35 protein-coding genes, 2 tRNA genes and 1 other annotated feature are annotated in these 26327 nt (G+C 45.2%); all 37 genes read left to right on the top strand.

Going from position 1 to position 26327, the window contains the following annotated elements:
• Window positions 1-16: 16 nt before the first annotated feature.
• The 37 genes from thyX (at window position 17) to rplF (ending at window position 26275) form a co-directional block, all read left to right on the top strand.
• Window positions 17-694 (top strand): FAD-dependent thymidylate synthase, encoded by a 678-nt coding sequence (gene thyX, locus HGJ98_RS20160; RefSeq protein ID WP_291353496.1) that lies wholly within the window; start codon window positions 17-19, stop codon window positions 692-694.
• Between the two features lie 5 nt (window positions 695-699).
• Window positions 700-1461, top strand: a complete 762-nt coding sequence (rlmB, locus tag HGJ98_RS20155) for a 23S rRNA (guanosine(2251)-2'-O)-methyltransferase RlmB (protein WP_291353495.1) — start codon at window positions 700-702, stop codon at window positions 1459-1461.
• Window positions 1462-1491: 30 nt separating this feature from the next.
• Complete coding sequence (locus tag HGJ98_RS20150; RefSeq protein ID WP_291353494.1) at window positions 1492-1623, top strand: hypothetical protein; 132 nt, start codon at window positions 1492-1494, stop codon at window positions 1621-1623.
• Window positions 1624-1750: 127 nt separating this feature from the next.
• Window positions 1751-2401 (top strand): RNA polymerase sporulation sigma factor SigH, encoded by a 651-nt coding sequence (gene sigH, locus HGJ98_RS20145; protein WP_291353493.1) that lies wholly within the window; start codon window positions 1751-1753, stop codon window positions 2399-2401.
• A gap of 98 nt (window positions 2402-2499) precedes the next feature.
• Window positions 2500-2575: transfer RNA gene (locus HGJ98_RS20140), tRNA-Thr, on the top strand.
• 16 nt (window positions 2576-2591) lie between these two features.
• Window positions 2592-2666 (top strand) — tRNA-Met (locus HGJ98_RS20135).
• Window positions 2667-2936: 270 nt separating this feature from the next.
• Window positions 2937-3086: a 50S ribosomal protein L33 gene (gene rpmG / locus HGJ98_RS20130; protein ID WP_291353492.1), complete on the top strand. Its 150-nt coding sequence runs from the start codon at window positions 2937-2939 to the stop codon at window positions 3084-3086.
• An 82-nt stretch (window positions 3087-3168) separates the two neighbouring features.
• A complete protein-coding gene (gene secE / locus HGJ98_RS20125; RefSeq protein ID WP_291353491.1) occupies window positions 3169-3390 on the top strand; it encodes a preprotein translocase subunit SecE in 222 nt (73 codons plus the stop codon).
• Window positions 3391-3434: 44 nt separating this feature from the next.
• On the top strand, window positions 3435-3962 hold the full coding sequence (nusG, locus tag HGJ98_RS20120; protein ID WP_291353490.1) for a transcription termination/antitermination protein NusG: 528 nt from the start codon (window positions 3435-3437) through the stop codon (window positions 3960-3962).
• A gap of 34 nt (window positions 3963-3996) precedes the next feature.
• The gene (rplK, locus tag HGJ98_RS20115; RefSeq protein WP_291353489.1) at window positions 3997-4425 is read left to right on the top strand and encodes a 50S ribosomal protein L11; all 429 of its coding nucleotides are present in this window, start codon (window positions 3997-3999) and stop codon (window positions 4423-4425) included.
• Between the two features lie 54 nt (window positions 4426-4479).
• On the top strand, window positions 4480-5172 hold the full coding sequence (gene rplA / locus HGJ98_RS20110; protein ID WP_291353488.1) for a 50S ribosomal protein L1: 693 nt from the start codon (window positions 4480-4482) through the stop codon (window positions 5170-5172).
• A 44-nt stretch (window positions 5173-5216) separates the two neighbouring features.
• Window positions 5217-5350 (top strand) — a sequence feature (ribosomal protein L10 leader region).
• Window positions 5351-5375: 25 nt separating this feature from the next.
• The gene (rplJ, locus tag HGJ98_RS20105) at window positions 5376-5903 is read left to right on the top strand and encodes a 50S ribosomal protein L10 (RefSeq protein WP_291353487.1); all 528 of its coding nucleotides are present in this window, start codon (window positions 5376-5378) and stop codon (window positions 5901-5903) included.
• 55 nt (window positions 5904-5958) lie between these two features.
• Entirely contained in the window at window positions 5959-6336 is a 378-nt protein-coding gene (gene rplL / locus HGJ98_RS20100) for a 50S ribosomal protein L7/L12 (RefSeq protein WP_291353486.1), read from the top strand.
• A 409-nt stretch (window positions 6337-6745) separates the two neighbouring features.
• Window positions 6746-10120: a DNA-directed RNA polymerase subunit beta gene (gene rpoB / locus HGJ98_RS20095; protein WP_291353485.1), complete on the top strand. Its 3375-nt coding sequence runs from the start codon at window positions 6746-6748 to the stop codon at window positions 10118-10120.
• Window positions 10121-10145: 25 nt separating this feature from the next.
• Window positions 10146-13595 carry a DNA-directed RNA polymerase subunit beta' gene (gene rpoC / locus HGJ98_RS20090; protein WP_291353484.1) on the top strand — a complete coding sequence of 1150 codons (3450 nt, stop codon included), beginning with the start codon at window positions 10146-10148 and terminating at the stop codon, window positions 13593-13595.
• Window positions 13596-13645: 50 nt separating this feature from the next.
• Entirely contained in the window at window positions 13646-13897 is a 252-nt protein-coding gene (locus HGJ98_RS20085) for a ribosomal L7Ae/L30e/S12e/Gadd45 family protein (protein ID WP_291353549.1), read from the top strand.
• Window positions 13898-14003: 106 nt separating this feature from the next.
• On the top strand, window positions 14004-14423 hold the full coding sequence (gene rpsL / locus HGJ98_RS20080) for a 30S ribosomal protein S12 (RefSeq protein ID WP_291353483.1): 420 nt from the start codon (window positions 14004-14006) through the stop codon (window positions 14421-14423).
• A gap of 45 nt (window positions 14424-14468) precedes the next feature.
• Complete coding sequence (gene rpsG, locus HGJ98_RS20075) at window positions 14469-14939, top strand: 30S ribosomal protein S7 (protein ID WP_291353482.1); 471 nt, start codon at window positions 14469-14471, stop codon at window positions 14937-14939.
• A gap of 39 nt (window positions 14940-14978) precedes the next feature.
• Entirely contained in the window at window positions 14979-17057 is a 2079-nt protein-coding gene (fusA, locus tag HGJ98_RS20070) for an elongation factor G (RefSeq protein ID WP_291353481.1), read from the top strand.
• Between the two features lie 102 nt (window positions 17058-17159).
• Window positions 17160-18362, top strand: a complete 1203-nt coding sequence (gene tuf, locus HGJ98_RS20065) for an elongation factor Tu (protein ID WP_291353480.1) — start codon at window positions 17160-17162, stop codon at window positions 18360-18362.
• A gap of 204 nt (window positions 18363-18566) precedes the next feature.
• Window positions 18567-18872 carry a 30S ribosomal protein S10 gene (gene rpsJ, locus HGJ98_RS20060; RefSeq protein ID WP_007778414.1) on the top strand — a complete coding sequence of 102 codons (306 nt, stop codon included), beginning with the start codon at window positions 18567-18569 and terminating at the stop codon, window positions 18870-18872.
• Window positions 18873-19052: 180 nt separating this feature from the next.
• On the top strand, window positions 19053-19682 hold the full coding sequence (gene rplC / locus HGJ98_RS20055) for a 50S ribosomal protein L3 (RefSeq protein WP_291353479.1): 630 nt from the start codon (window positions 19053-19055) through the stop codon (window positions 19680-19682).
• 23 nt (window positions 19683-19705) lie between these two features.
• A complete protein-coding gene (rplD, locus tag HGJ98_RS20050) occupies window positions 19706-20329 on the top strand; it encodes a 50S ribosomal protein L4 (protein WP_291353478.1) in 624 nt (207 codons plus the stop codon).
• Window positions 20329-20616: a 50S ribosomal protein L23 gene (locus HGJ98_RS20045; protein ID WP_291353477.1), complete on the top strand. Its 288-nt coding sequence runs from the start codon at window positions 20329-20331 to the stop codon at window positions 20614-20616. The genes rplD and HGJ98_RS20045 overlap by 1 nt, the downstream gene beginning before the upstream one ends.
• Before the next feature lie 33 nt (window positions 20617-20649).
• A complete protein-coding gene (gene rplB / locus HGJ98_RS20040; protein WP_291353476.1) occupies window positions 20650-21477 on the top strand; it encodes a 50S ribosomal protein L2 in 828 nt (275 codons plus the stop codon).
• An 18-nt stretch (window positions 21478-21495) separates the two neighbouring features.
• Window positions 21496-21777 carry a 30S ribosomal protein S19 gene (rpsS, locus tag HGJ98_RS20035; RefSeq protein WP_291353475.1) on the top strand — a complete coding sequence of 94 codons (282 nt, stop codon included), beginning with the start codon at window positions 21496-21498 and terminating at the stop codon, window positions 21775-21777.
• Between the two features lie 21 nt (window positions 21778-21798).
• Complete coding sequence (gene rplV, locus HGJ98_RS20030; protein ID WP_007778428.1) at window positions 21799-22140, top strand: 50S ribosomal protein L22; 342 nt, start codon at window positions 21799-21801, stop codon at window positions 22138-22140.
• Between the two features lie 3 nt (window positions 22141-22143).
• Entirely contained in the window at window positions 22144-22806 is a 663-nt protein-coding gene (rpsC, locus tag HGJ98_RS20025; RefSeq protein ID WP_291353474.1) for a 30S ribosomal protein S3, read from the top strand.
• Complete coding sequence (rplP, locus tag HGJ98_RS20020) at window positions 22807-23244, top strand: 50S ribosomal protein L16 (protein ID WP_291353473.1); 438 nt, start codon at window positions 22807-22809, stop codon at window positions 23242-23244. It begins immediately after the preceding gene.
• Window positions 23234-23437: a 50S ribosomal protein L29 gene (gene rpmC / locus HGJ98_RS20015; RefSeq protein ID WP_007778436.1), complete on the top strand. Its 204-nt coding sequence runs from the start codon at window positions 23234-23236 to the stop codon at window positions 23435-23437. The genes rplP and rpmC overlap by 11 nt, the downstream gene beginning before the upstream one ends.
• Before the next feature lie 23 nt (window positions 23438-23460).
• Complete coding sequence (rpsQ, locus tag HGJ98_RS20010) at window positions 23461-23721, top strand: 30S ribosomal protein S17 (protein WP_291353472.1); 261 nt, start codon at window positions 23461-23463, stop codon at window positions 23719-23721.
• Window positions 23722-23755: 34 nt separating this feature from the next.
• Window positions 23756-24121, top strand: coding sequence for a 50S ribosomal protein L14 (gene rplN, locus HGJ98_RS20005; protein ID WP_291353471.1), 366 nt, complete (start codon window positions 23756-23758; stop codon window positions 24119-24121).
• 27 nt (window positions 24122-24148) lie between these two features.
• Window positions 24149-24496, top strand: a complete 348-nt coding sequence (gene rplX, locus HGJ98_RS20000) for a 50S ribosomal protein L24 (RefSeq protein WP_291353470.1) — start codon at window positions 24149-24151, stop codon at window positions 24494-24496.
• 27 nt (window positions 24497-24523) lie between these two features.
• Complete coding sequence (gene rplE / locus HGJ98_RS19995; RefSeq protein WP_291353469.1) at window positions 24524-25063, top strand: 50S ribosomal protein L5; 540 nt, start codon at window positions 24524-24526, stop codon at window positions 25061-25063.
• Between the two features lie 20 nt (window positions 25064-25083).
• Window positions 25084-25269, top strand: a complete 186-nt coding sequence (locus tag HGJ98_RS19990; RefSeq protein ID WP_045574846.1) for a type Z 30S ribosomal protein S14 — start codon at window positions 25084-25086, stop codon at window positions 25267-25269.
• 28 nt (window positions 25270-25297) lie between these two features.
• Window positions 25298-25696, top strand: a complete 399-nt coding sequence (gene rpsH / locus HGJ98_RS19985) for a 30S ribosomal protein S8 (protein ID WP_291353468.1) — start codon at window positions 25298-25300, stop codon at window positions 25694-25696.
• A gap of 24 nt (window positions 25697-25720) precedes the next feature.
• Window positions 25721-26275 carry a 50S ribosomal protein L6 gene (gene rplF, locus HGJ98_RS19980; protein ID WP_291353467.1) on the top strand — a complete coding sequence of 185 codons (555 nt, stop codon included), beginning with the start codon at window positions 25721-25723 and terminating at the stop codon, window positions 26273-26275.
• The last annotated feature ends 52 nt before the right edge of the window (window positions 26276-26327 follow it).

Genomic DNA, 26327 nt, shown 5'->3' with positions numbered 1-26327 from the left:
AGAGGGGGGCTTTAGAGTGAGAGTAGATCTTATTCAGCACACGCCAGATCCAGAAAAAGTAGTTGCTGCTGCTGCGCGTTTGTGCTATTCATCCGACTCCGTATCGGATTTATGTGAGCGATTAGATGATAAAACGGTGGCGAGCTTTGTCCGAAAGCTTCGGGAGATGGGCCATCTTTCCCCTTTTGAACATGTAAGCTTTCAGTTTGCGATAGATGGTGTCTCTAGAGCTTTATCCCATCAGCTTGTACGTCATCGAATTGCAAGCTACTCTCAGCGTTCTCAACGTTATGTTGAAGAGAAGGGATTCGAATTCGTCGTTCCTCCGAGTGTTCAACGAAATCTTGAGGCGTTGGAGCAGTTTGAGACTGTTATGGCTCGTTTGCAAAAAGATTATCGGGAACTCTTAAATTGTGTGCCTGCCGAGGATGCTCGCTATGTTTTGCCAAATGCCTGTACAACCTCTGTAATGGCAACCTTTAATGCTCGATCACTTTTGAATTTTTTTGAACATCGTACTTGTATTAGAGCCCAATGGGAAATTCGCTCTCTAGCGGAGAAGATGCTGAAATTAGTACGTGGTGTGGCTCCTAACCTATTTAGCGAAGCGGGCCCAACCTGTATAACCCAGGGAGTCTGTCATCAAGGTACCTATAGCTGCGGTCGATTGAAAACCCTCGAAGGAAAGAAGTGAACTAATTGAACGATGAAATAGTTTACGGAAAAAACCCCGTATTAGAGCTTCTTAAAAGCGGAAAGCCCATTAATAAAGTTCTCCTTATCACGGAAGGGCCGGGTGGTCGTAATCAAGGAGTTATCTCGTTGTTGCGTGAACGAAACATACCTTATCAATTTGTAGATCGTCAGACCCTTGACCGTCTAACAAATCGTGAACGCCATCAAGGAATGCTTGCTTATGTTGCAGCAAGGGAATATGCCAGCATAGAGGAAATCCTAGCCCTGGCTGAGGAACGGCAAGAAGACCCTTTTATCTTGATGCTTGATGAGATCGAAGACCCTCATAATCTGGGCGCCTTGTTAAGGACGGTTGACGCTGTTGGAGCCCATGGGGTGATTATTCCCAAGCGCCGAAGTGTATCTCTGACGGGAACAGTAGCCAAAACATCTGCTGGTGCAGTTGAACATGTTTTAGTGGCTCGGGTTAGCAATTTGGTACAAACTTTGAAAGAATTAAAGAGTAAGGGGTGTTGGGTATCGGGGGCTGAAGCAGGGGGAAAAGGGGCCTTCGAGGCAGATCTCACTGGTTCTCGAGTTATCGTAATTGGTAGTGAAGGGAGGGGCATAAGCCGCCTGCTTAGAGAAAACTGTGATGAAATTGTAAGTCTACCGATGAAGGGGAAGGTAACTTCCCTAAACGCAAGTGTGGCAGGGTCAGTCATGCTTTATGAAGCTTTCAGACAAAGAGCGATGTGCGAGGCACGAGGCACGAAGCACGATTAACAAGTTGTGAAAATCGAGGTGAGGCATTTAATGCTTGCTGATATGCAAATTCTAGGAGCTTTGGTTCTTATGATTTCGGACATCAACATCGTACCTCGTGCCTCAGAAGCAGACCTCAGACCTTGGGCCACGGGTCTCAAACATCGCAATTGCCTCCCGTAACCGACAGAACAACCAAAACTTCGCCTTGACGCTTTTCTTTAGGGTCGAGTATAATGAGGATGTTCTCGTGGACGAGGGCTAGCCGAGATTGCGTCTTCTTCGGAACGACATAGTAGGGGGGATCAACTTGACTCTTCAAGCCCAACCAGAACTACAGGAGTGCGAAATCATCGACGTTATCGTGGATGAAGAGGTGGTTGAGCTTGCCAAGGAAGGCGACGCTGCAGCACTAGAGTATTTAATTAATAAATATAAAAACTTTGTTCGAGCTAAAGCACGTTCTTACTTTCTTATTGGCGCTGATCGCGAAGATATTATCCAAGAGGGCATGATTGGACTCTATAAGGCAATTAGAGATTTTCGTGGAGACAAACTCTCCTCCTTTAGAGCGTTTGCTGAATTATGTATTACACGTCAGATAATTACTGCAATTAAAACCGCTACAAGGCAGAAACATATTCCGCTAAACTCGTATGTTTCTTTAAATAAGCCTATTTATGATGAGGATTCTGACAGAACACTTCTTGATGTTATCTCAGGAACTCGAATTACAGATCCCGAAGAGCTAATCATTAGTCGGGAAGAATTTGATGACATCGAGGAAAAAATGGGGGAGATTCTCAGTTCCTTAGAATGGAAAGTTCTTATGTCGTACCTGGAAGGCAAATCCTATCAGGAGATAGCTGTAGACTTGAGAAGGCATGTAAAATCAATAGATAACGCATTGCAGAGAGTTAAACGGAAGCTGGAACGATACCTTGAGCGGCGGGATGAATGATTTTACATAGATCTTTCTGAGAAAAGACTTGCATTTCTAAAGAGGAAGTGGTAAACTACGTAAGTGCCCTGAGGTAATGAGTGTGGCACTTAATAGACGCCGACGTAGCTCAATTGGCAGAGCAGCTGATTTGTAATCAGCAGGTTGCGGGTTCGAGTCCCATCGTCGGCTCCATTTTAACAGGTAACATCGCGGGGTGGAGCAGCGGTAGCTCGTCGGGCTCATAACCCGAAGGTCGTCGGTTCAAATCCGGCCCCCGCAACCAAGTTAGACATAGACAGCGACGCTGTCTTTTTTGACGTATCAGAAGGTATGACCTTAGGGTCCTCTTTCACTCATGTCATTGCTATGAAAGCGACTTAAGCACTGTGTCATCCTGAAGGAGGAACGTCTGAAGGATCTTAACTTGGCGTCTACGGCGTAAGCTGAGTTCTTTCATAATGTTTTTCCTTGACAGTGAAATTATCTTATGATAAAGTATTTTGAGTAATGGAAAAAATACAGCGTCCTACCGTTGTCCGGGAGGTGTTCGTGAATGCGTGTTGGCATTATTTTAGCGTGTACGGATTGCAAGCACCGTAACTATGCTACTATAAAGAATAAGAAAAATAACCCAGATCGTTTGGAAACTCAAAAGTTTTGCAAGTTTTGCAAGAGCCATACTCTGCATAAAGAAACAAAGTAATTTTTTTTTTGCAAGTTTGGATGTACGCCAGGAGGCGTTGTCACGAAGTCAATGATGTGGATGTCTGTAAGGATGTGAAGTGATGGGCGAGTTGAAGAAACCGGCCAATACTCAGCGACAGAAGGAAAAAGCGACAGAGTATTTCCGCGGGGTTTTGAGCGAACTCAAAAAAGTTCATTGGCCAAGCCGCAGGCAGTTGCTAACCTACACAGTAGTTGTGTTTATTGCGGTGGCGATTGTATCTATCCTAATGTGGATTGTTGATAGCGGTTTAAGTGCGGCCTTGACCAAGCTGCTGCCCTAAACATATTAGTTTTCCAAGGCAGCGTCTGAGGAGGTCCCTGAGAAATGGCAAAAGATTGGTTTGTGATTCATACCTATTCTGGCTATGAGAACAAGGTTAAGATGAATCTTGAAAAACGTGTTGAATCCATGAATATGGAAGAGAAAATTTTTCGAGTGCTTGTTCCCATGGAAGATGAAATTGAGTTCAAAAACGGAAAGCAAAAAATTACAAAACGCAAGGTGTACCCGGGCTACGTCCTCGTGGAAATGGAAATGACTGACGACTCATGGTATGTTGTTCGCAACACTCCTGGGGTAACTGGATTCGTTGGTTCCGGAACTAAACCTATTCCGTTGCTTGAGGATGAAGTTGTAACGATCCTGCAACAAATGGGGATGGATGAAATCCAAACGCGAATTGATTTTGAGATCAATCAAAGCGTCCAGGTTATTGCTGGTCCATTCAAAGACTTTGTTGGAGTGGTACGAGAGATTCTTGCGGATAAAGGCAAGTTGCGGGTTGAGGTTTCCATGTTTGGGAGAGAAACTCCTGTTGAACTTGAGTTCACACAGGTTCAAAAATTAGACTAATACGAGGTTATCCTAACAAGGGGGTGTAATGATAATGGCAAAAAAAGTAATTGGTTTGGTAAAACTGGCGATTAATGCGGGAAAGGCAACACCGGCACCTCCGGTTGGTCCAGCTTTGGGTCAGCACGGGGTTAATATTATGGGCTTTTGCAAAGAGTACAATGAGCGTACTAAGGATCAGGCAGGGCTAATCATTCCGGTTGAAATTACTGTCTACGAAGATCGCTCCTTTACCTTTATTCTCAAAACCCCGCCAGCAGCGGTATTACTCAAGAAGGCTGCAAATATTACGTCAGGTTCTTCAGAACCAAATCGTAAAAAGGTAGCAGCTGTGCCTAAATCGAAAGTGCGCGAAATTGCGGACATGAAGATGAAGGACTTAAATGCAGCAAGTGTCGAGGCAGCAATGCGCATGATTGAAGGAACTGCGCGGAGCATGGGAATCGACGTTGTTGAAGGTTAAAAACTAAATTTTGTGGGAGGGCTAAGCCCGCATTACCACAAGGAGGTTAATGGAATGGCTAAAGTAGGTAAAAAGTATCAAGAGGCGGTAAAATCATTTGATCGTATTGCACTCCATGATCCAGCAGAGGCTTTATCAATTGTAAAGACGAACGCGAAGGCTAAGTTTGACGAGACTGTAGAGGTTGCCTTTAAATTGGGCATTGATACCCGTCATGCAGACCAACAGATTCGTGGCGCAATTGTGCTTCCTAATGGGACAGGCAAAACTAGATCTGTATTGGTATTTGCAAAAGGTGAGAAGGCCAAAGAAGCAGAGTTAGCAGGAGCAGACTTTGTTGGAGCCGAAGACATGATTGCAAAGATCGAGCAAGGCTGGTTTGACTTTGAAGTGGTTGTTGCAACACCAGATATGATGGGAATGGTGGGTAAATTAGGTCGAGTTCTTGGACCTAAAGGACTTATGCCTAACCCGAAAACTGGAACAGTTACACCTGATGTAACTCGTGCGATTAAAGAAATCAAGGCTGGTAAGATTGAGTACCGTGCGGATAAGGCTGGTATTATTCATGCGCCTATCGGTAAAGCCTCATTCAGTGTAGAGCAACTATTCGAAAACTATCGTGTGTTAGGAGAGACTTTGCTTAAAGCGAAGCCTGCTGCTGCCAAGGGCCAATACATGCGGAGTGTCACGGTATCCTCAACAATGGGACCTGGCGTACGCATTAATCCCGCTAAAGCGATCTAACACGGGTAAGCTTGACAGTGTTCTGCAAATGGGATAAACTTATCAGGAATTTAATATGTCCGCTGTAGAAAGCAGGTGCCGTAAGGCTTAATGTCCTGCCGAGGTTGGAAGATTACGCCGAAAGATATTTATTTGGCATTCTTAACCTCTGCAAGCGCGGAGGTTTTTTGCTAAGTTTATCTAATGGGAAGGAGGTACACAGAATGCCTAACATCGAAGAAAAAAGTCTAATAGTCTCGGAGATTAAGGAAAAGTTCCAACAATCTTCTGGTGTAGTTTTAGCTGACTACCGCGGTTTAACTGTGGCCCAAGTAACTCAATTACGTGCTGAATTGCGCAAAGCTGGAGTGGAGTATCGGGTTTTAAAAAACACCCTCGTACGTCGTGCGGCTGATGAGTTAGGGGTAGAGGGGCTTGAACCTTTCCTTAAAGGACCGACAGCACTTGCTTTTAGTGCGGATCCTGTTGCTCCAGCCAAAATACTACTTGACTTTGCTAAAGCAAACAAACTCAAGAAATTCCAGATTAAAGCTGGAGTCCTAGAGGGAAGAGTTATTGAGGCTGAGGGAGTTAAAGCCCTTGCTGATCTTCCTTCGCGCGAAGTCCTACTCGCTATGGTTCTGCGCGGCATGCAAGCGCCTCTCTCAGGTATGGTTAATGTTCTTCAAGGACCGATCCGTAAGATGGGATATGCTTTAGAAGAAGTGCGTAAGCTTAAGGCAGCTCAATAATAAATCGTCTATATTAATAAAAATTCTTTTATAATTATTAAGGGGGAAATTAAAAATGTCTAAAATTAATGAAATTCTCGAAGCCGTTAAAGGCTTAACCGTTCTTGAGTTATCAGAACTCGTAAAGGCTTTTGAAGAAGAATTTGGCGTAAGTGCTGCAGCTCCAGTAGCAGTAGCAGGCGTAGCAGCAGCAGCTCCTGCAGCTGATGCAGCTGAAGAAAAAACTGAGTTTGATGTTGTTCTTATGAACTGCGGAGCTTCTAAAATCGGCGTTATCAAAGTTGTTCGTGAAGCAACTGGCCTGGGTCTCAAAGAAGCTAAAGATCTCGTTGACAACGCACCAAAACCAGTCAAAGAGAAGGTTTCCAAAGACGAAGCTGAAGCTTTAAAAGCTAAATTAACTGAAGCTGGTGCAACTGTCGAAGTTAAGTAAGACGTTATTAAGTGGAAGGTACTCTCTTGCAGAGGGTACCTTCTTTATATTGAGGTTGTGTAACTTTTTAGTCTTACAATGAATAATAATCTTCATTGTAAAAACTTAAGTATGTAAAAACCTCCAACTAAAAATACGAATATTTGCTTGACATAGAGCCTCCGTTTTGTTATACTTTATAAATGTTACTATACGTAAATGGAATTTATTACTTAATCAGTCCATGCAATGGTAATTAATTAAAAGCTTTAAGATAATAAGGAGATTTATCTTTGAAATTGTCGGAATGATAGCGGAACATCATAAACAGTTAAGCGAGGTTCTTTTAAAGGCCTTGCTTTTGGCTGTATATGTCAATATATTATTAGACCTCAATGAGAGAAAACCACACTGAGGGGTGAAACGTAAAATGTTCTATCCTGTTAAGGTTGGGACACGGGAACGTTGGAGTTACTCCAGGATCCGTGAAGTTCTCGACATGCCAAATTTAATTGAAATCCAGCAGAACTCCTATCGTTGGTTTCTTGATGAAGGGTTGCGCGACATGTTTCGCGATATTTCACCGATTCAAGATTTCACAGGCAACCTTGTTTTAGAATTCGTTGATTACAGCTTAGGAGAAGCCAAATATCAGGTGGAGGAGTGTAAAGAACGCGATGTTACATATGCCGCGCCGCTCCGGGTAAAAGTACGCCTGATTAACAAGGAAACAGGGGAAGTGAAAGAACAGGAAGTCTTTATGGGGGATTTCCCGTTGATGACAGACAAAGGTACCTTCATTATTAACGGTGCCGAACGTGTTATCGTCAGCCAGCTTGTTCGTTCACCAGGAGTCTACTATGCAGAACAAATTGATCCGAGCGGGAAAAAACTCTATGGAGCTACAGTTATCCCGAATCGTGGTGCTTGGCTAGAGTTTGAAACGGATGTTAACGATAATATCTTTGTAAGAGTTGATCGGACTCGGAAGCTTCCAGGGACTGTTCTTATCCGTGCCCTGGGATATGCCAGCAACGGTCAGATTTTAGAGTTGTTTAACGATAACGAATATATCCGCGCTACTTTGGAACGAGATAACTCAGAGTCTACGGAAGAAGCTCTGGTCGAAATCTATAAACGATTAAGGCCAGGCGAACCACCTACTGTTGACAGTGCGCGTTCATTATTGGAAGCTCTGTTCTTTGACGCCAAACGGTATGATCTGGCTAAGGTTGGCCGATATAAACTTAATAAGAAGCTAGGCCTTGATATTCCAATGGATGTACGACATTTAACCCGCGGTGATATCGTGGCTAGTGTACAGCGTATGCTTGCCTTGATGGATGGCGAAGGGCATAAGGACGACATTGACCATTTAGGAAATCGTAGGTTGCGTTCAGTAGGAGAACTTCTGCAGAATCAATTCCGAATTGGATTATCACGTATGGAACGAGTCGTGCGTGAAAGAATGACGATACAAGATGTAGAAGTAATTACTCCTCAAGTATTGATTAATATCCGACCTGTCGTAGCTGCTATTAAAGAATTCTTTGGCAGCAGCCAGTTGTCTCAGTTTATGGATCAAACGAATCCGCTAGCTGAGTTAACGCATAAGCGACGCTTAAGTGCTTTAGGACCAGGGGGATTGAGCAGAGAACGTGCGGGATTCGAAGTGCGTGACGTTCATCACTCTCACTATGGAAGGATGTGTCCGGTAGAAACACCGGAAGGTCCGAATATTGGCTTAATTGGATCCCTAAGTACCTTCGGCCGCATTAATCCCTATGGTTTTATTGAAGCCCCTTATCGCAAGGCAGATAAGGAGAACGGTCGAGTAACCGATGAGATTCATTATCTTACTGCTGATGAAGAAGAGAAATATGTCGTGGCGCAGGCCAATGCACCACTTGATGAGAACGGCAAGTTTCTAGGGGAGAAAATTGATGGTCGACATGGACCGGATTTTGTGCATGTGTCGCCAAATCAGGTTGATTACATGGACGTCTCTCCTAAGCAGATGGTATCCATTGCTACGGCCCTTATTCCCTTCTTGGAGCATGATGATGCGAACAGAGCCTTGATGGGCTCAAACATGCAACGTCAGGCTGTACCCCTCTTGCGTACGGATTCGCCCTATGTGGGAACAGGGATGGAATACAAGACCGCTAAAGACTCTGGTGTTTGTGCCATCACAAAACGAGCCGGAGTAGTCCATCGTTCTACAGCGGATGAGGTCATTGTCCTTGGAGACGATGGGATAACAGAAAAGCATAAACTTCTTAAATATTCCCGTTCTAACCAAGGAACTTGTATTAATCAACGCCCTATTGTTAAAAAAGGTGAGATCGTTGAAGCAGGTCAAATTATTGCAGATGGCCCATCGACTGACCATGGAGAACTGGCTTTAGGCCGCAATGTTCTGGTAGCCTTTATGACATGGGAAGGGTACAACTACGAAGATGCGATCTTGATCAGCGAAAAGCTTGTTCGTGAGGATTACTATACATCGATTCATATAGAAGAATATGAATCAGATGCTCGGGATACGAAACTCGGACCAGAAGAAATAACTCGAGACATTCCAAATGTCGGAGAAGATGTCCTGAGAGATCTAGATGAACGTGGGATCATTCGAATCGGGGCTGAAGTTCGACCAGGAGATATCCTAGTTGGTAAAGTAACTCCAAAGGGAGAGACTGAACTTACTGCAGAAGAACGCCTGTTGCGTGCTATCTTCGGAGAAAAAGCTCGTGAGGTACGGGATACGTCGTTAAGAGTACCTCATGGAGAAGCAGGTAAAATCGTCGATGTTAAGGTATTTACCCGGGAAAACGGAGATGAATTGTCTCCAGGTGTTAACCAACTGGTACGTGTCTACATCGCTCAAAAACGGAAAATATCGGTTGGGGACAAAGTAGCAGGGCGTCACGGTAACAAAGGGGTTATTTCCCGTGTTATGCGTCAAGAGGATATGCCATTTATGCCAGATGGTACGCCGATCGAAGTTGTTCTTAATCCATTAGGTGTTCCATCTCGTATGAACATCGGTCAGGTTCTTGAAACTCACCTGGGCAGGGCGGCTAAGGCTTTGGGGATCCGTATTGCAACTCCAGTCTTTGACGGTGCTACTGAGGATGATATTTTTGAGACACTAGAGAAGGCCGGGCTTTCCAGCGATGGGAAGACCGTATTGTATGATGGACGAACCGGAGATCCCTTTGATAGCAAAATCACTGTTGGCTATATGTATGTGCTCAAACTGCACCATTTAGTTGACGATAAGATTCACGCCCGTTCGACGGGTCCATACTCTCTCGTAACTCAGCAGCCATTGGGTGGTAAAGCTCAGTTCGGTGGGCAGCGTTTTGGAGAGATGGAGGTCTGGGCCTTGGAAGCCTATGGAGCATCCTATACACTTCAGGAAATTTTAACTGTTAAGTCGGACGATGTAGTTGGACGAGTAAAGACCTATGAAGCTATCGTCAAAGGAGAGAATATTCCTGAACCGGGAATCCCAGAATCCTTTAAAGTTCTGATTAAAGAAATGCAGAGTTTGGGACTTGACGTTAGAGTCTTATCGGCAGATGATCGGGAAATCGAGATTCATGATACCGATGAGGATATAACGGAAACAGCAAAGGAACTTGGTATTGATTTACATGAAGAACTCCCGCTTCCATCCACTCGAGTAGCAGGTGAAAAGGGTGATGAGGAGGACAACATGGTGGACGAAGAAGATCCGCTCGATGAATTGAATGTCGAAGTTCTCGAGGAAGAAGATATAGATCTTGGCGATCTCAAATAGTCCCGGACGAAAGGAGCGATAAGGATTGCTAGACGTCAATAACTTCGACCGTATGCGTATTGGTTTAGCTTCTCCAGATATGATTCGTGAGTGGTCATTTGGAGAAGTAAAGAAACCAGAAACTATTAACTATCGGACCCTAAAGCCCGAACGTGAAGGTCTGTTTTGTGAAAAGATTTTTGGCCCTACTCGAGACTGGGAGTGTCACTGCGGAAAATATAAACGGGTTCGTTATAAAGGGATTGTCTGCGACCGCTGCGGCGTTGAAGTGACCCGTTCTAAAGTTCGCCGAGAGCGGATGGGACACATTGTTCTAGCTGCTCCGGTATCCCATATTTGGTATTTTAAAGGAATTCCCAGTCGCATGGGATTGCTTTTGGATATGTCTCCTCGTGCTTTGGAAAAAGTATTATATTTTGTTTCTTACATCGTAACAGACTCTGGGGATACATCTCTAATGAAGAAACAACTTCTTACAGAGACAGAGTATAGAGAATACCGTGACAAATATGGAGATCGATTCCAAGCTAGCATGGGAGCGGAAGCGGTAAAAGAGCTGCTCGCAGAAATGGATTTAGAAAAGCTGAATGAGGAGCTGCGAATAGAACTAAAAGAAGTATCTGGACAACGCAAAATCCGGGCGATTCGTCGTCTTGAAGTTGTGGAAGCCTTTAAATCCTCGGGAAATCACCCTGATTGGATGATTATGGACGTTGTCCCCGTGATCCCGCCTGAACTAAGACCTATGGTTCAGTTAGATGGTGGTCGATTTGCGACTTCAGATCTCAATGATCTTTATCGACGGGTGATTAATAGGAACAACCGCCTAAAACGTCTCTTAGATCTTGGTGCTCCGGATATCATTGTGAGAAACGAGAAACGGATGCTCCAAGAAGCGGTTGACGCCTTAATTGACAATGGTCGGCGTGGACGTCCAGTGACAGGTCCGGGAAACCGTCCGCTTAAGTCTTTAAGTGATATGCTAAAAGGAAAGCAAGGCCGTTTCCGGCAGAATCTCTTAGGAAAACGTGTTGACTATTCCGGACGTTCAGTTATTGTAGTTGGTCCTAACCTTAAACTTCATCAGTGTGGTCTTCCTAAGGAAATGGCTTTAGAGCTCTTCAAACCCTTCGTGATGAAAAAGCTTGTTAATGAGGGGCATGCACACAATATTAAGAGCGCTAAACGTATGGTTGAACGGGTACGTCCCGAGGTGTGGGATGTCCTCGAAGAAGTTATTACAGATCACCCTGTACTCCTTAATCGTGCTCCAACCCTTCATCGCCTAGGAATTCAGGCCTTTGAGCCAATCTTAGTTGAAGGTCGGGCTCTGCAGATTCACCCCTTAGTTTGTACGGCGTATAATGCTGACTTCGATGGTGACCAAATGGCGGTACACGTTCCATTATCGGCAGAAGCTCAATCGGAAGCAAGATTGCTGATGTTATCAGCACACAATATCCTCAACCCCAAAGACGGACGACCAGTAGCCACTCCTACTCAAGATATGGTTTTAGGATCCTATTACTTGACCATGGAACGTCCTGGTGCTTTTGGAGAAGGAAAAATATTCAAAGATTATGACGAAGCTGTTTTGGCTTACGATACCAAAGAAGTTCACTTACAGGCTAGCATAAAAGTTCGGCGTAATGGTGAGCTTCTGGAAACGACGGTTGGTCGATTAATTTTCAACTCCGTTATTCCATCCGAAATTGGGTATTTCAATGAAGTTGTCGGCAAAAAAGGCCTGGCTGATATCGTAGCGAAAACCTATCGCAAGGCAGGCTATGCAGCAACGGCTAACTTGTTAGATGGACTGAAGAGTCAAGGATTTAAGTTTTCTACTCGGGCAGGGATGACGGTTGGTCTGACGGACATTACAGTTCCGAAAGAGAAAACGGAGATTCTTACCAGTGCAGATGCCTCTGTTGCTAAAACCGAACAACAATATCGTCGTGGTTTGATTACGAATGAAGAGCGCTATAATCTGGTTATTGATACATGGGCTAAGGCAACCAAAACCGTAACCCAAGCTTTGATGGATACTCTAGATGTATTCAATCCCGTGTATATGATGGCAACTTCAGGAGCCCGCGGAAACATTCAGCAGCTGAGACAATTGGCTGGAATGCGCGGACTCATGGCAGACCCATCTGGACGAACCATCGAATTGCCCATTAAGGCCAATTTCCGTGAAGGATTGACAGTTTTAGAGTACTTTATTTCTTCTCACGGCGCACGTAAAGGTCTGGCAGACACTGCATTAAGAACGGCTGACTCAGGTTATCTGACTCGTCGCTTAGTCGATGTTTCTCAAGACGTGATTGTTCGCGAGGAAGATTGTGGAACCTTAAATGGAATTATGGTGGAAGATATTAAAGACGGTCCAGAAATTATTGAACCCTTGGTAGATCGTCTAGTGGGTCGGTTTGTGCTAGAAGAATTACGACACCCCGAGACGGGGGAAGTGCTAGCTACACCCGATACCGAAATGACGGAAGAACAGGCTGCTGAAATTGCAAAACTCTTTGATTCGGCCATAATCCGATCGGTTTTAACCTGCAAATCTCGCTTTGGCGTCTGCAAGAGATGTTACGGTCGAAACCTGGCCACCGGTCGACCAGTTGAGATGGGAGAGGCTGTAGGAATCATTGCAGCTCAATCCATTGGAGAACCTGGAACACAGCTAACCATGCGTACGTTCCATACTGGTGGTGTTGCTGGTGACGATATCACGCAAGGTCTTCCAAGGGTAGAGGAGTTATTTGAAGCACGTAAACCTAAGGGGCAAGCGATCATCTCTGAAGCAGTAGGGAAAGTATCAATCAGCGAAATTAAAGGACGTCGTGAAGTCGATCTCCTTACCGAAGCTGAAGAACACATAGTTTATACAATTCCTTATGGTTCACGCCTCTGTGTCAAAGAAGGGCAGATGGTTGAAGCAGGAGATGAGCTAACTGAAGGAAGTATTAATCCACATGATATGCTGAAGGTTAAGGGTCAACGTGGAGTTCAAGTCTACCTATTAGGAGAAGTCCAACGCGTGTATCGTCTTCAAGGGGTTGACATTAACGATAAGCATATTGAGGTAATGGTGCGACAGATGTTACGCAAAGTGAAAGTTGATGATGCAGGAGATACAAGCCTGTTACCTGGCGGTCTCATAGATGTATTTGACTTTCAAGATGAGAACGCCCGCGCGATTGCTGAGGGCGGAGAACCTGCTGTTGCTCACCCAGTACTATTAGGGATTACAAAGGCTTCATTAGCTACGGACTCTTTCCTATCGGCAGCATCTTTCCAAGAAACAACTCGAGTTCTTACGGAAGCAGCTATAAAAGGGAAAGTCGATCCACTACTTGGCCTGAAAGAGAATGTCATTATCGGAAAGTTGATTCCTGCCGGAACAGGCATGTTAAGATATCAAAATGTAAAATCTTTGGAAACAAATCCGACCGAATTATTGACACACTAGACCTCAAATGCTAAACTACTATAGTGTGATTTAAGGGGGAAAGCATTTTGATGCTTGATGAAGCCTTCAAACACGCCAAACAAAAAACAGTTGGGTTAAAGCAAACCCAACGGGCCCTTGAAAAAGGGCACGTTCGGCGAGTTTACATGGCCAAAGATGCCGAGGCACATGTGCGACGACCTGTTCTTGAATGGTGTAATAACCATAATGTTGAATGCATTGAAGTTCCTACCATGAAGGAATTAGGGAGAGCGTGCGGAATCGAAATAGGCACTGCAGTAGCGGCCCTATTGAATGATTAACTCTGCGTTAGACGACCGAACTAAAGAGCTGGTTTTGGAATTGCTTGTTAGATGCTGCAGCAAGCAATTCCTTGTATATTGATTTCATTAGAAAGGAGGCGGAGACATGCCAACAATTAATCAACTGATTCGTAAGGGACGCGCAACCATCGAACAAAAATCTACAGCTCCGGCTTTACAGTGGGGCTATAACTCACTTAAACGTAAGCAATATCCCTCAGGAGGTTCCCCTCAAAAACGAGGAGTTTGTACTAGGGTTTATACTACTACTCCGAAAAAGCCTAACTCAGCGCTTCGGAAAGTTGCCCGTGTGCGTTTGACAAATGGACTTGAGGTGACCACTTATATCCCAGGAATTGGACACAACTTACAAGAACACTCGGTTGTTCTTATCCGTGGAGGTCGTGTTAAGGACATTCCTGGTGTGCGTTATCACGTTATTCGTGGCGCATTGGATACAACCGCTGTACAAAAACGTGCGCAAGGACGTTCGAAATATGGTGCAAAACGTCCCAAGAAAGCCTAACTAGGGCACTTGGATTCTTAAAATTGATACAAAGGAGGTTGCCAAATGCCACGTAAAGGATATGTTGCGAAACGCGATGTTCTGCCAGATCCGATTTACAAGAATCAAACGTTGACTAAGTTCATCAATCAAATTATGTTAGATGGTAAAAAGGGAACGGCAGAAGCTATTTGCTACGGCGCATTTAATATGATTCAGGAAAAGTCCGGTAAAGACCCTCTTGAAGTCTTCGGTACTGCGCTTAAAAATGTTATGCCGGTACTAGAAGTCAAGGCACGCCGGGTTGGTGGAGCAAATTATCAAGTTCCTATTGAAGTACGTGCGGAGCGTCGTACGACGCTAGCTCTTCGCTGGCTTGTCGCTATGGCTCGTAAGCGCGGCGAAAAGACAATGCAAGAGAGAATTGCAGGGGAGTTACTTGATGCCTCTAACAATACCGGAGGTTCTGTCAAGAAAAAAGATGACATGCACAAAATGGCTGAAGCTAATAAGGCTTTTGCGCATTACAAATGGTAATTTGAGACACACTTATTTTGACAGAAAGGGGGATTCTCAATGGCAAGACAATTTTCGCTAGAGAATACACGAAATATCGGAATTATGGCTCACATTGATGCAGGAAAAACGACAACGACAGAGCGTATCCTTTTCTACACCGGACGTGTGCATAAAATCGGAGAAGTTCATGACGGCGCTGCAACCATGGATTGGATGGTTCAGGAGCAAGAGCGTGGTATCACTATTACTTCTGCGGCGACAACATGCCAATGGAGGAACAATCGGATTAATATAATTGACACACCAGGGCACGTGGACTTTACAGTGGAAGTTGAACGGTCTCTGCGTGTGCTTGACGGTGCAGTAGCGGTGTTTTGCTCAGTTGGTGGGGTTGAACCACAATCTGAGACAGTATGGCGTCAAGCGGACAAATACAAAGTTCCGCGTATCGCTTTTATCAACAAAATGGACCGACTAGGCGCTGATTTCTTCCGGGGCGTTTCGATGATTTCTGATCGGTTAGGTGCGAACCCTGTTCCTATCCAATTACCGATTGGTGTTGAAGAGAACTTCAAAGGCATTGTGGACTTGGTAACCATGAACTCTGTTGTTTATACAGATGATTTAGGTACTACCGCGGAACACAATGTAATCCCAGAAGACTTGGTCGAATTGGCGAATGAGTATCGTGAAAAGTTGATTGAGGCAGTCTCTGAAACCAGCGAAGAACTTATGATGAAGTACCTCGAAGGGGAAGAGCTCACAGAAAAGGAAATCCGCGACGGTATTCGACGCGGAGTTGTAGGAAACAAATTTATTCCAGTAATTTGTGGTTCAGCCTTCAAGAACAAGGGAGTGCAACCGTTACTAGATGCTGTTGTTGAGTACATGCCTTCTCCGCTTGATGTACCTCCTATTAATGGAGTGCATCCGGATACTGGGGCAGAAGATCACCGCACAGCCTCAGACAGCGAACCTTTCTCAGCTTTAGCCTTTAAAATCATGGCTGACCCATTCGTGGGCAAGCTGGCCTTTTTCCGTGTTTATTCTGGCGTGTTAGGTTCCGGTTCTTATGTCTTCAACTCAACTAAAGGTAAACGCGAGCGCATTGGACGGATACTCCAAATGCACGCTAACCATCGTGAGGAAATTCAAGAGGTACGATCGGGCGATATCGCTGCTGCCGTCGGACTGAAGGATACCTCCACAGGGGATACTCTGTGTGACGAGAAGAGTCCAATCATTCTCGAGAAAATGGTGTTCCCTGAACCTGTTATCTCGGTCTCGATTGAGCCTAAGACGAAAGCTGACCAAGAAAAAATGGGGGGAGCTCTTGGCCGTTTGGCTGAGGAAGATCCAACCTTTAGAATGCACACGGATACGGAAACAGGTCAGACGATCATCGAAGGAATGGGTGAGTTGCATCTCGAGATTATCGTTGACCGATTACAGCGTGAGTTTAAAGTTCAGTGCGATGTAGGACGTCCGCAAGTTGCTTATAAAGAAACCATTCGACGTTCGGTTAAAGCAGAAGGAAAATTTGTTCGTCAATCCGGTGGACGTGGACAATACGGACACTGTTGGGTTGAATTGGAGCCGCTTGAGCCGGGTAGTGGATTCGAATTTGTTAACAAAGTTGTCGGAGGGGTTATCCCACGTGAATACATCAATCCGATTGGTGCCGGTATTGAAGAAGCAATGCAAAATGGTATCTTAGCTGGATATCCTGTTCTCGATATGCGTGCTACTGTCTATGATGGCTCTTACCATGATGTTGACTCTTCGGAAATGGCCTTTAAGATTGCAGGATCGATGGCATTTAAAGCAGGAGCCCTCAAGGCGGATCCGGCAATCATCGAACCAATTGAGAAAATCGAAGTGACAGTTCCTGAGGAATACATGGGAGATGTCATTGGAGACATAAGCTCACGTCGAGGACGGATTGAAGGAATGGAAGCACGGGGCAATTCTCAAGTAGTACGTGGATTCGTACCACTTTCCGAGATGTTCGGATATGCTACTGATCTTCGCTCTGCAACCCAAGGCCGTGGAGTCTATGTAATGCAGTTCGACCATTATGAGGAAGTACCGAAAACTATTGCTGATGGCATTATTGCCAAGCGACAAGGGTCATAAGCGAGGTTCGAGGCACGAGGCACGAGTCGCGAACTTCTGAAGTCCTTGCTTCGTAACCTCCATGAAATTATATAGTTTTAGTATATTAAAGGAGTGAAAAAAATGGGAAAAGCTAAATTCGAACGTAATAAACCACATGTTAACGTAGGAACCATTGGTCACGTTGACCATGGTAAAACCACCACAACAGCAGCAATTACCGTAGTTCTTTCTAAACATGGTGGAGCTGTAGCTACCGCGTTTGACCAAATCGACAAGGCTCCTGAGGAGCGCGAGCGTGGAATCACCATTTCTACTGCACACGTTGAGTATGAGACAGATAATCGTCACTATGCGCACGTGGACTGCCCAGGACACGCTGACTATGTTAAAAACATGATCACTGGTGCTGCTCAAATGGACGGCGCAATTCTCTGCGTTTCCGCTGCAGATGGCCCTATGCCACAAACCCGTGAGCACATCCTCTTAGCTCGCCAGGTTGGTGTTCCTAGTATTGTCGTTTGGCTCAATAAAGTTGACATGGTTGACGACGCAGAATTGATCGAGCTCGTCGAAATGGAACTTCGTGAACTCCTCACTGCTCAAGAGTATGACGGTGACAATACTCCAATTGTTCCAGGCTCAGGCCTTAAAGCACTTCAATGTGGTTGTGGAACCCGCGAATGCGAGTGGTGCGGTAAGATTTGGAACCTTATGGACGCTGTTGACTCGTATGTTCCTACACCCGAGCGTGACACCGACAAGCCTTTCTTAATGCCTGTCGAGGACGTTTTCACAATTACTGGTCGTGGTACCGTTGCTACAGGTCGTGTTGACCGCGGAATTGTTAAGGTTGGTGACGAAGTTGAAATCGTTGGTTTGACCGAAGCTGCGCGTAAAACTGTCGTAACTGGAGTAGAAATGTTCCGGAAGCTTCTTGATCAAGCTCAAGCGGGTGACAACATTGGCGCACTTCTTCGTGGTGTTGAGCGTAAAGACATTGAGCGCGGACAAGTTTTGGCTAAAGCTGGAACTATTAAACCTCACACCAAGTTCACTGGTGAGGTTTATGTTCTTACTAAAGAAGAGGGTGGACGTCATACACCATTCTTCCACAACTATCGCCCACAATTTTACTTCCGTACAACCGACGTAACTGGCGTAATCACTCTTCCAGAAGGCACAGAAATGGTTATGCCTGGCGACCGTGTAACGATTGAAGTTGAACTCATCACTCCAATCGCTATGGAAGAAGGACTCCGCTTTGCTATCCGTGAGGGTGGCCGTACCGTTGGTTCAGGAATCGTTGCTAAAATCAGCGGCTAATATTGATTTTGATAGACGTATTGACGAAAGGAAGCGTTGTCTTCCTTTCGTCATTCGTAGCAGAGGTTCAGTTGCCAATCCGGCCTCTGACCTCTGACTTCTGGAATGACGTAAAAGGTTGCTAGACGAGTAACTCCGCTCGCACTAGGGAATTTTTGCGATCGAAACCCGTAGAACGGGAATTATGAGGAGGTTGTACTAACTATGAGCCAAAAGATTAGAATTAGACTTAAAGCATTTGACCACAAAACTCTTGACCAATCAGCAGAACGCATTGTTGAGACAGCAAAAAGAACTGGCGCACAGGTAAGTGGACCAATTCCCCTCCCCACTGAGAAAAGCATTTATACAATTCTGCGTTCTCCGCATGTCAATAAGGATTCGCGGGAGCAATTTGAGATGCGCACTCATAAGCGGCTTATTGACATTCTCGAGCCAACGCCTAAAACCGTGGATGCACTAATGCGTCTGGATTTACCCGCGGGTGTCGATATCGAAATTAAGTTATAATAAGCTATAATTGGGCTAGCAAATCACTTTAGTTTGTGATATACTATCGTTATGTTTGTTGCGAGAAACACCCGGGGGCGTGGAGTTGCTGTCGAGTGAATCCCGACAATATAAATAAAATAACGTTTTCGTGCTCTAGAGAAATCTAGTGCACTTCAAAGCGTTTAGGAGGTGGCATTCGTGTCAAAAGGAATTTTAGGCAAAAAAGTTGGAATGACTCAGGTTTTTACAACTGAAGGACGTGTGGTTCCTGTTACTGTCGTAGAGGCAGGTCCTTGCCCAGTGGTACAGAAGAAAACGATTGCAACAGATGGTTACAACGCTATCCAAGTCGGTTTTTCTATCCTGCGTGATGGCTTGAGTAACAAGCCTCGAAAAGGGCATTTCCAAAAGGCTTCACTTAAGCCGATGCGCTATGTTCGTGAGTTTCGAGTTAATGATGTCGAAAGCTATGAAATTGGGCAAGAAGTAACCGTCGATCTGTTTGCAGTAGGCGACAAGGTTGATGTTGTAGGTACTTCGAAGGGGAAAGGGTTTGCGGGCATGATCAAGCGTCATAACGCACACCGTGGACCGATGGCACATGGATCCAAGTATCATCGTCGTTCAGGTTCCCTTGGCGCGAAAGGCCCGGCTCGAGTATTTAAAGGTCGCGCTCTGCCAGGACGTATGGGCGGCGAACGTGTAACTGTACAAAACCTGGAAGTTATCCGGGTTGATATGGATAAAAACTTGATCTTGATTAAAGGGGCTGTCCCTGGAGCGAAAAAGTCATTGCTCATTCTGAAGCCTTCTGTCAAGGCGAAGTAACACAGAGAAAGGAGGAATAAGCAATGCCGAAAGTTCAAGTATTAAATATGCAAGGCGCAGCTGTTGGAGAAATTGAACTCAGTGAAAATGTGTTTGGGATTACTCCGAATGTCCACGTTCTTCACTCAGCAGTTGTCTCGCAATTAGCAGGAGAAAGACGCGGAACTCAGTCCGCTTTGTTGCGCGGTGAAGTGCGCGGAGGTGGACGCAAACCATGGCGTCAAAAAGGAACAGGTCGTGCACGGTCAGGTAGCACCCGTTCTCCATTATGGAGAGGCGGCGGTGTAATCTTCGCACCAAAACCACGTAAATATGGTTTTAAGTTACCTAAAAAAGTCCGCCGTTTGGCGTTGTACTCGGCACTCTCTTCGAAAGTTATGGAGCAACAGCTGATTGTCCTTGATGCTTTAAGCTTAAGTGAGGCAAAAACCCGGGAGATCGTAAAAGTTCTCAAAGCTCTTAATATTGACAAGAAGGCCATGATTGTGATGGATAACGCAGATGAGGCAGTGCTTCGTTCTGCACGTAATATCGAAGGCGTGAAGGCAATGGATGTTGCTGGAATGAATGTTTACGATTTGTTGCATCACGATATTCTAGTGATGACCAAAGATGCCGTAACAAAAGCAGAGGAGGTGTTAGCGTAATGCGCGACGCACGAGATGTCCTCAAGAGCCCAGTGATCTCTGAGAAGTCAGTAGGGCTTGTCGAAGAGAATAAATACACCTTCTGGGTAAATCCTGCTGCGAATAAGATTGAAATCAAAGCTGCGGTAGAAAAGATGTTTAAGGTTTCTGTAGTGGAGATCCGTACATTATCCGTCAGAGGAAAAATGAAACGGGTTGGCAAATATCTTGGCAAGACACCGAACCGCAAAAAAGCGATTGCTACGCTTAAAGCTGGAGATAAGATTGAAAACTTCGCGGGCCTATAAGCAGCTTGAAGCAAAGGAGGATAAAGAAGACCTATGGCAATAAAGACGTTTAAACCGACCTCGCCAAGTCGTCGGAATATGACAGTTTCGACCTTTGAAGAGTTAACTAGAACAGAACCTGAGCGCTCTTTAGTCAAGTCATTGACTAAAAAAGCAGGTCGCAATAACGACGGTCGCTTGAGTGTGCGTCATAAAGGCGGCGGACATAAGCGAAAATACCGTGTCATTGACTTTAAGCGGAATAAGGATGGAATTCCCGCACGTGTTGCTAGCATTGAATACGATCCAAACCGATCTGCGAATATCGCATTATTGTACTATCAAGATGGTCTGAAAACCTATATCTTAGCACCGAACGGATTGCAAGTTGATCAAATGGTTGTTTCTGGTCCTGATGCTGACATTAAGGTTGGTAACGCTCTACCACTCCAAAACATTCCGGTTGGTACCTTGTTACACAACATCGAGATGAAACCTGGCAAAGGCGCACAAATGGTTCGCTCAGCTGGCGGTTCGGCTCAACTGATGGCTAAGGAAGGATCTTATGCAACCCTGAGACTTCCCTCCGGTGAAATGCGCATGATTCGTATTGAATGCCGCGCAACCATCGGTGAAGTTGGTAATCTCGATCATGAAAATATTAATATTGGTAAAGCTGGTAGATCGCGCTGGATGGGTGTACGCCCAACCGTCCGTGGTTCCGTAATGAACCCTTGTGACCACCCACATGGTGGTGGTGAAGGCCGTAACTCCATCGGTCGTAACCCAGTTACTCCTTGGGGAAAACCTGCACTGGGAGCAAAAACCCGGAAGAAGAAGAATCCGTCGAATCGCTTTATTGTGAAACGACGCAGCAAGTAGTCGAAAGGAGGCCCATGAATGAGCAGATCTCTTAAAAAAGGACCTTTCGTCGAATCTCGTTTACTCAAACGTGTAGAAGCGATGAACGAATCCGGTGACAAACGCGTCATCAAGACATGGTCCAGACGCTCAACAATTTTCCCGCAAATGGTCGGACTCACCATTGCGGTTCACGATGGACGAAAACATGTTCCGATTTATGTTACTGAAGATATGGTTGGGCATAAACTTGGAGAGTTTTCGCCTACTCGCACCTATAAGGGCCATGCTGGCAGCGAAAAATCCAGCGGCTTACGATAATTCGAGAGGGGGTTAAGGCACATGCAAGCAAAAGCAGTGGCAAAATATGTACGTATCTCTCCTCGTAAGGTGCGCCAAGTTGTTAATTTGATCCGTGGTAAAAAGGTCAGTGATGCTTTCGCAATCCTTCAGTTTACACCTAATGGATCCACCGACGATGTGACCAAGGTACTGAAGTCTGCAGTTGCAAATGCAGGGCATAACTATGATATGAATGCTGATGAGCTTTATATTACTGAAATATGTGTGGATCAAGGACCGACTTTAAAACGCATCAAGCCTCGAGCTATGGGACGTGCTGACCAAATCCGGAAACGGACTAGTCACATTACTGTAGTTGTAGGCGAGAAGAAGGAGGGCTAAACTGTGGGTCAAAAGGTTAATCCTAAAGGCCTCCGCGTCGGAATCATCCGGGACTGGGAAAGCCGTTGGTATGCAGGTAAGAACTACATGGAACTTCTTCATGAGGATCTGAAGATTCGTGAGTTCGTTAAAAATAAACTCAAACAAGCTGGATGTCCTAAAGTAGAGATTGAAAGGGCAGCCAGTCGAGTTAAAGTGTCTGTATATGCTGCGAAACCGGGTATTGTTATTGGACGTGGCGGCGCTGAAGTCGAAAACCTGCGTAAACAACTTGAGGCCATAACTGGCAAACAAGTAGCTGTAAATATCGTAGAAATTAAGAAGCCTGAGCTTGACGCCCAATTGGTTTCAGAAAACATTGCACTACAACTTGAAAAACGCATATCTTTCCGACGAGCCATGAAACAAACCGTTGGCCGTACGATGAGACAGGGCGCTCAAGGTATTAAAATTCAATGCAGCGGTCGTTTGGCTGGAGCCGAAATTGCCCGAACCGAATGGTATCATGAAGGGAAAGTACCCCTTCACACCCTGCGTGCAGATATTGAGTACGGATTTGCCGAAGCCAATACCACGTACGGAAAAATTGGTATCAAGGTCTGGATTTATAAAGGTGAGGTTCTCCCCGCTAAAAAGGCCGTCGCTCAGGTGGAAGGAGGAAACTAGATGTTAGTCCCAGCCAGAGTGAAACATCGTAAACAACATCGTGGCCGTATATCAGGTAAGGCTACACGAGGTAATAAAGTTACTTTTGGTGAATTCGGCCTAATGGCTATGGAAGCAGGCTGGATTACAAACCGTCAAATAGAGGCTGCCCGTATTGCTATGACCCGTTATATTAAACGTGGTGGTCAAGTTTGGATTAAAATCTTCCCGGATAAGCCTATTACAGCAAAACCAGCTGAAACACGTATGGGTAGTGGTAAAGGTTCGCCGGAATACTGGGTTGCAGTTGTAAAACCCGGTCGAGTTATGTTTGAATTAAACGGCGTAACAGAGGAACAAGCTCGTGAGGCCTTGCGTCTTGCAATGCATAAGCTCCCGGTAAAGTGCAAGTTCGTTACCCGTGCAGATCAAGAAGGAGGTGACGCAAATGAAAACTAAAGATTTCCGAGATCTAACGGATGAAGAAGTACTAAAGGAAATCGACGAGTTCAAGACAGAACTGTTTAATTTGCGTTTCCAGTTGGCAACGGGACAACTAGATAACCCAATGCGAATTCGTGAAGTCCGCAAAGGAATTGCGCGCGGCAAAACGATTCTTCGTGAGCGCGAGCTAAAGATTGAACGTGCCTAAGATGAGAAAGGAGGCATTTTAACGTGGAAAGAGCCCAACGGAAAGTTCGCTATGGCAAAGTTGTCAGCGATAAGATGGATAAAACTGTCGTTGTAGCAGTTGAAATCACGGAGAGTCATCCGATCTATAAGAAATCGATCACTCGCACGAAAAAATATAAGGCTCATGACGAGAACAATGATGCCCGCATCGGGGATACTGTGACGATCATGGAAACTCGCCTCTTAAGTAAGGATAAGTGCTGGCGCGTAGTTGAGATAACCGAGAGATCAATTGCTCTCTAATCTTTGATATTTAGTTCGGAAGGGGGTCAATGGAATGATCCAAGTACAAACTAGGCTTAGAGTTGGTGACAACTCAGGCGCTAAAGAGTTGATGTGTATTCGCGTGATGGGCGGTTCAATGCGTCGATATGCAACGATTGGCGATATTATAATTGCTTCCGTTAAACAAGCAACGCCAGGGGGCGTTGTCAAAAAGGGAGACGTCGTTAAGGCTGTAGTCGTGCGGACGAAGAAGGAAATTCGTCGTACAGACGGATCTTATATAAGGTTTAGCGAAAACGCTGCAGTTCTTATTAAAGACGACAAAAGTCCTCGTGGCACCCGTATCTTCGGACCGGTTGCTCGCGAGTTGCGTGATAACTATATGAAAATTATTTCCCTAGCACCGGAAGTTATCTAAGACCCATGATGGGTGGAGGTGAAGAAAGTGGCTGCTACTAAGCATAAGGTACAACCAGGTAAGATACACGTAAAAAAAGGTGACTACGTCATGATTATCAGCGGTAAAGATGCTGGTAAAAAGGGCAAAGTTATTGATGTGATTCGTAAAAAAGGTCGTGTTGTGGTTGAGAAGGCTAACATGATAAAGCGTCATACCAAACCTTCTCAAAGCATGCCTCAAGGCGGCATTGTTCAAAAAGAAGCTCCAATGGCTAGCTCAAACGTAATGCTATATTGCCAAGAGTGTAAATCCGTGACTCGTGTCAGTTTTAAGGTAACGGAAGACGGTAAGTTCCGCGTCTGTAAAAAGTGCGGCGTGAATCTACCGGAATAAACACTAATTGCGAAAGGAGGGACCTTAGTGGCTCGTCTGCATGATAGATATCTAAACGAAATCGCTCCTGCCTTACAGCAGAAGTTTGCTTATAAAAATGTGATGCAAATCCCCAAAATTGATAAAATCGTTATCAATATGGGCATCGGTGAAGCAGTTCAAAACTCCAAGGCGATTGATTCTGCTCTTGGAGATCTTATGAAAATCTCCGGACAAAAACCGATTGTCACACGAGCTAAGAAATCCATTGCGGCCTTCAAGCTACGCGAAGGAATGCCCATTGGATGTAAAGTCACTTTACGTGGTCAACGTATGTATGAATTCATGGATCGTCTCTTAAACGTGGCACTGCCTCGTGTTCGTGACTTCCGAGGTATTTCAGCAAAGGCGTTTGACGGACGCGGAAATTACACCTTAGGAATTAAGGAGCAGTTGATCTTCCCTGAAATGGAGTACGATAAGATCGACAAGCTGCGCGGAATGGATGTAGTCTTTGTAACAACGGCAAAAACCGATGAAGAGGCACGTGAGTTGCTTCGTGGATTCGGAATGCCATACCGTGATTAGAGAAAAGGAGGTTCAAGAACGTGGCTAAGACATCAATGGTTGTCCGTCAAAATCGTGGACAAAAATTCGCAGTGCGTTCGCATAACCGATGCAAGCTTTGTGGACGTCCCCATGCTTACATGCGGAAATTCGGAATTTGCCGGATTTGCTTCCGGGAGTTGGCTCACAAAGGGGAACTTCCTGGGATCACGAAGGCCAGTTGGTAAAACATTGTAAGGAAGGGGGACGACTGAAGTGTCAATGTCAGATCCGATAGCAGATTTTTTAACTCGTATCCGCAACGCTGGAATGGTTTACCATGATAAAGTTGAGGTACCAGCATCTCGTATTAAGAGAGAACTTGCTGAACTGCTTAAAGCAGAAGGCTACATCAAAGACGTAGAATTTATTGCGGACGACAAGCAAGGCGTAATTCGGATGTATTTGAAATACGGTCCAAACCGTGAGCGTGTTATTACCGGCCTAAAACGGATTAGCCGTCCGGGATTGCGTGTTTATGCGAAAAAGGATGAAATGCCGAAAGTACTTGGTGGACTCGGTATTGCAGTTATTTCAACATCCAAGGGGATAATGACAGATAAGAGAGCCCGTAAAGAGGGTCTTGGAGGAGAAGTAATCTCCTACATTTGGTAATTTTCTAAGGCGGAGGTGCAGTGAATGTCCAGAATTGGCAAGCGCCCCATTGGGATACCCAGTGGTGTGGACTTCAAAATAGAGAATAACGTTGCCACAGTTAAGGGCCCAAAAGGTACCTTAACAAGAGAACTCCATTCATTAATGAACATTGCCGTAGAAGACAATCAAATCATTGTCACACGGCCAGATGATCAACCATTAAGCCGCTCCCTGCATGGACTGACCCGCACGTTGATCGCCAATATGGTAGAGGGCGTTACGAACGGGTTTACCAAGGGATTGGATATGGTGGGGGTTGGATATCGGGCATCCAAGCAAGGTAACAAGCTTGTTTTAACGGTAGGAAAGTCACACCCAGTAGAACTGATTCCTTCTGAAGGAATCGACATTGAAGTTCCAGCACCTAACAAGATCTTGATTAAAGGGATGGATAAAGAACTCGTAGGTGCCTTTGCTGCTGTTGTCCGTTCAGAACGACTGCCTGAACCTTATAAAGGCAAAGGGATCAAATACGAAGGTGAAGTTATCCGTCGTAAGGTTGGTAAGACCGGTGGTAAAAAAGGCGGCAAGAAGTAAGATTAAATAGGCAAGGGCAAAATCTCTTGCCAATTGTGAAAGGAGTGAGTTC

Source organism: Desulfosporosinus sp. (assembly GCF_014237355.1).
Lineage (GTDB): Bacteria > Bacillota > Desulfitobacteriia > Desulfitobacteriales > Desulfitobacteriaceae > Desulfosporosinus.
This window is presented reverse-complemented; position numbering and strand designations above follow the sequence as displayed.

Coding starts and splice junctions, on each gene's coding strand:
- HGJ98_RS20150 (WP_291353494.1), top strand. CDS start 1,492: ATGCTTGCTGATATGCAAATTCTAGGAGCTTTGGTTCTTATGATTTCG.
- rpmG (WP_291353492.1), top strand. CDS start 2,937: ATGCGTGTTGGCATTATTTTAGCGTGTACGGATTGCAAGCACCGTAAC.
- secE (WP_291353491.1), top strand. CDS start 3,169: ATGGGCGAGTTGAAGAAACCGGCCAATACTCAGCGACAGAAGGAAAAA.
- nusG (WP_291353490.1), top strand. CDS start 3,435: ATGGCAAAAGATTGGTTTGTGATTCATACCTATTCTGGCTATGAGAAC.
- rplK (WP_291353489.1), top strand. CDS start 3,997: ATGGCAAAAAAAGTAATTGGTTTGGTAAAACTGGCGATTAATGCGGGA.
- rplA (WP_291353488.1), top strand. CDS start 4,480: ATGGCTAAAGTAGGTAAAAAGTATCAAGAGGCGGTAAAATCATTTGAT.
- rplJ (WP_291353487.1), top strand. CDS start 5,376: ATGCCTAACATCGAAGAAAAAAGTCTAATAGTCTCGGAGATTAAGGAA.
- rplL (WP_291353486.1), top strand. CDS start 5,959: ATGTCTAAAATTAATGAAATTCTCGAAGCCGTTAAAGGCTTAACCGTT.
- rpoB (WP_291353485.1), top strand. CDS start 6,746: ATGTTCTATCCTGTTAAGGTTGGGACACGGGAACGTTGGAGTTACTCC.
- HGJ98_RS20085 (WP_291353549.1), top strand. CDS start 13,646: ATGCTTGATGAAGCCTTCAAACACGCCAAACAAAAAACAGTTGGGTTA.
- rpsL (WP_291353483.1), top strand. CDS start 14,004: ATGCCAACAATTAATCAACTGATTCGTAAGGGACGCGCAACCATCGAA.
- rpsG (WP_291353482.1), top strand. CDS start 14,469: ATGCCACGTAAAGGATATGTTGCGAAACGCGATGTTCTGCCAGATCCG.
- fusA (WP_291353481.1), top strand. CDS start 14,979: ATGGCAAGACAATTTTCGCTAGAGAATACACGAAATATCGGAATTATG.
- tuf (WP_291353480.1), top strand. CDS start 17,160: ATGGGAAAAGCTAAATTCGAACGTAATAAACCACATGTTAACGTAGGA.
- rpsJ (WP_007778414.1), top strand. CDS start 18,567: ATGAGCCAAAAGATTAGAATTAGACTTAAAGCATTTGACCACAAAACT.
- rplD (WP_291353478.1), top strand. CDS start 19,706: ATGCCGAAAGTTCAAGTATTAAATATGCAAGGCGCAGCTGTTGGAGAA.
- HGJ98_RS20045 (WP_291353477.1), top strand. CDS start 20,329: ATGCGCGACGCACGAGATGTCCTCAAGAGCCCAGTGATCTCTGAGAAG.
- rplB (WP_291353476.1), top strand. CDS start 20,650: ATGGCAATAAAGACGTTTAAACCGACCTCGCCAAGTCGTCGGAATATG.
- rpsS (WP_291353475.1), top strand. CDS start 21,496: ATGAGCAGATCTCTTAAAAAAGGACCTTTCGTCGAATCTCGTTTACTC.
- rplV (WP_007778428.1), top strand. CDS start 21,799: ATGCAAGCAAAAGCAGTGGCAAAATATGTACGTATCTCTCCTCGTAAG.
- rplP (WP_291353473.1), top strand. CDS start 22,807: ATGTTAGTCCCAGCCAGAGTGAAACATCGTAAACAACATCGTGGCCGT.
- rpmC (WP_007778436.1), top strand. CDS start 23,234: ATGAAAACTAAAGATTTCCGAGATCTAACGGATGAAGAAGTACTAAAG.
- rplN (WP_291353471.1), top strand. CDS start 23,756: ATGATCCAAGTACAAACTAGGCTTAGAGTTGGTGACAACTCAGGCGCT.
- rplF (WP_291353467.1), top strand. CDS start 25,721: ATGTCCAGAATTGGCAAGCGCCCCATTGGGATACCCAGTGGTGTGGAC.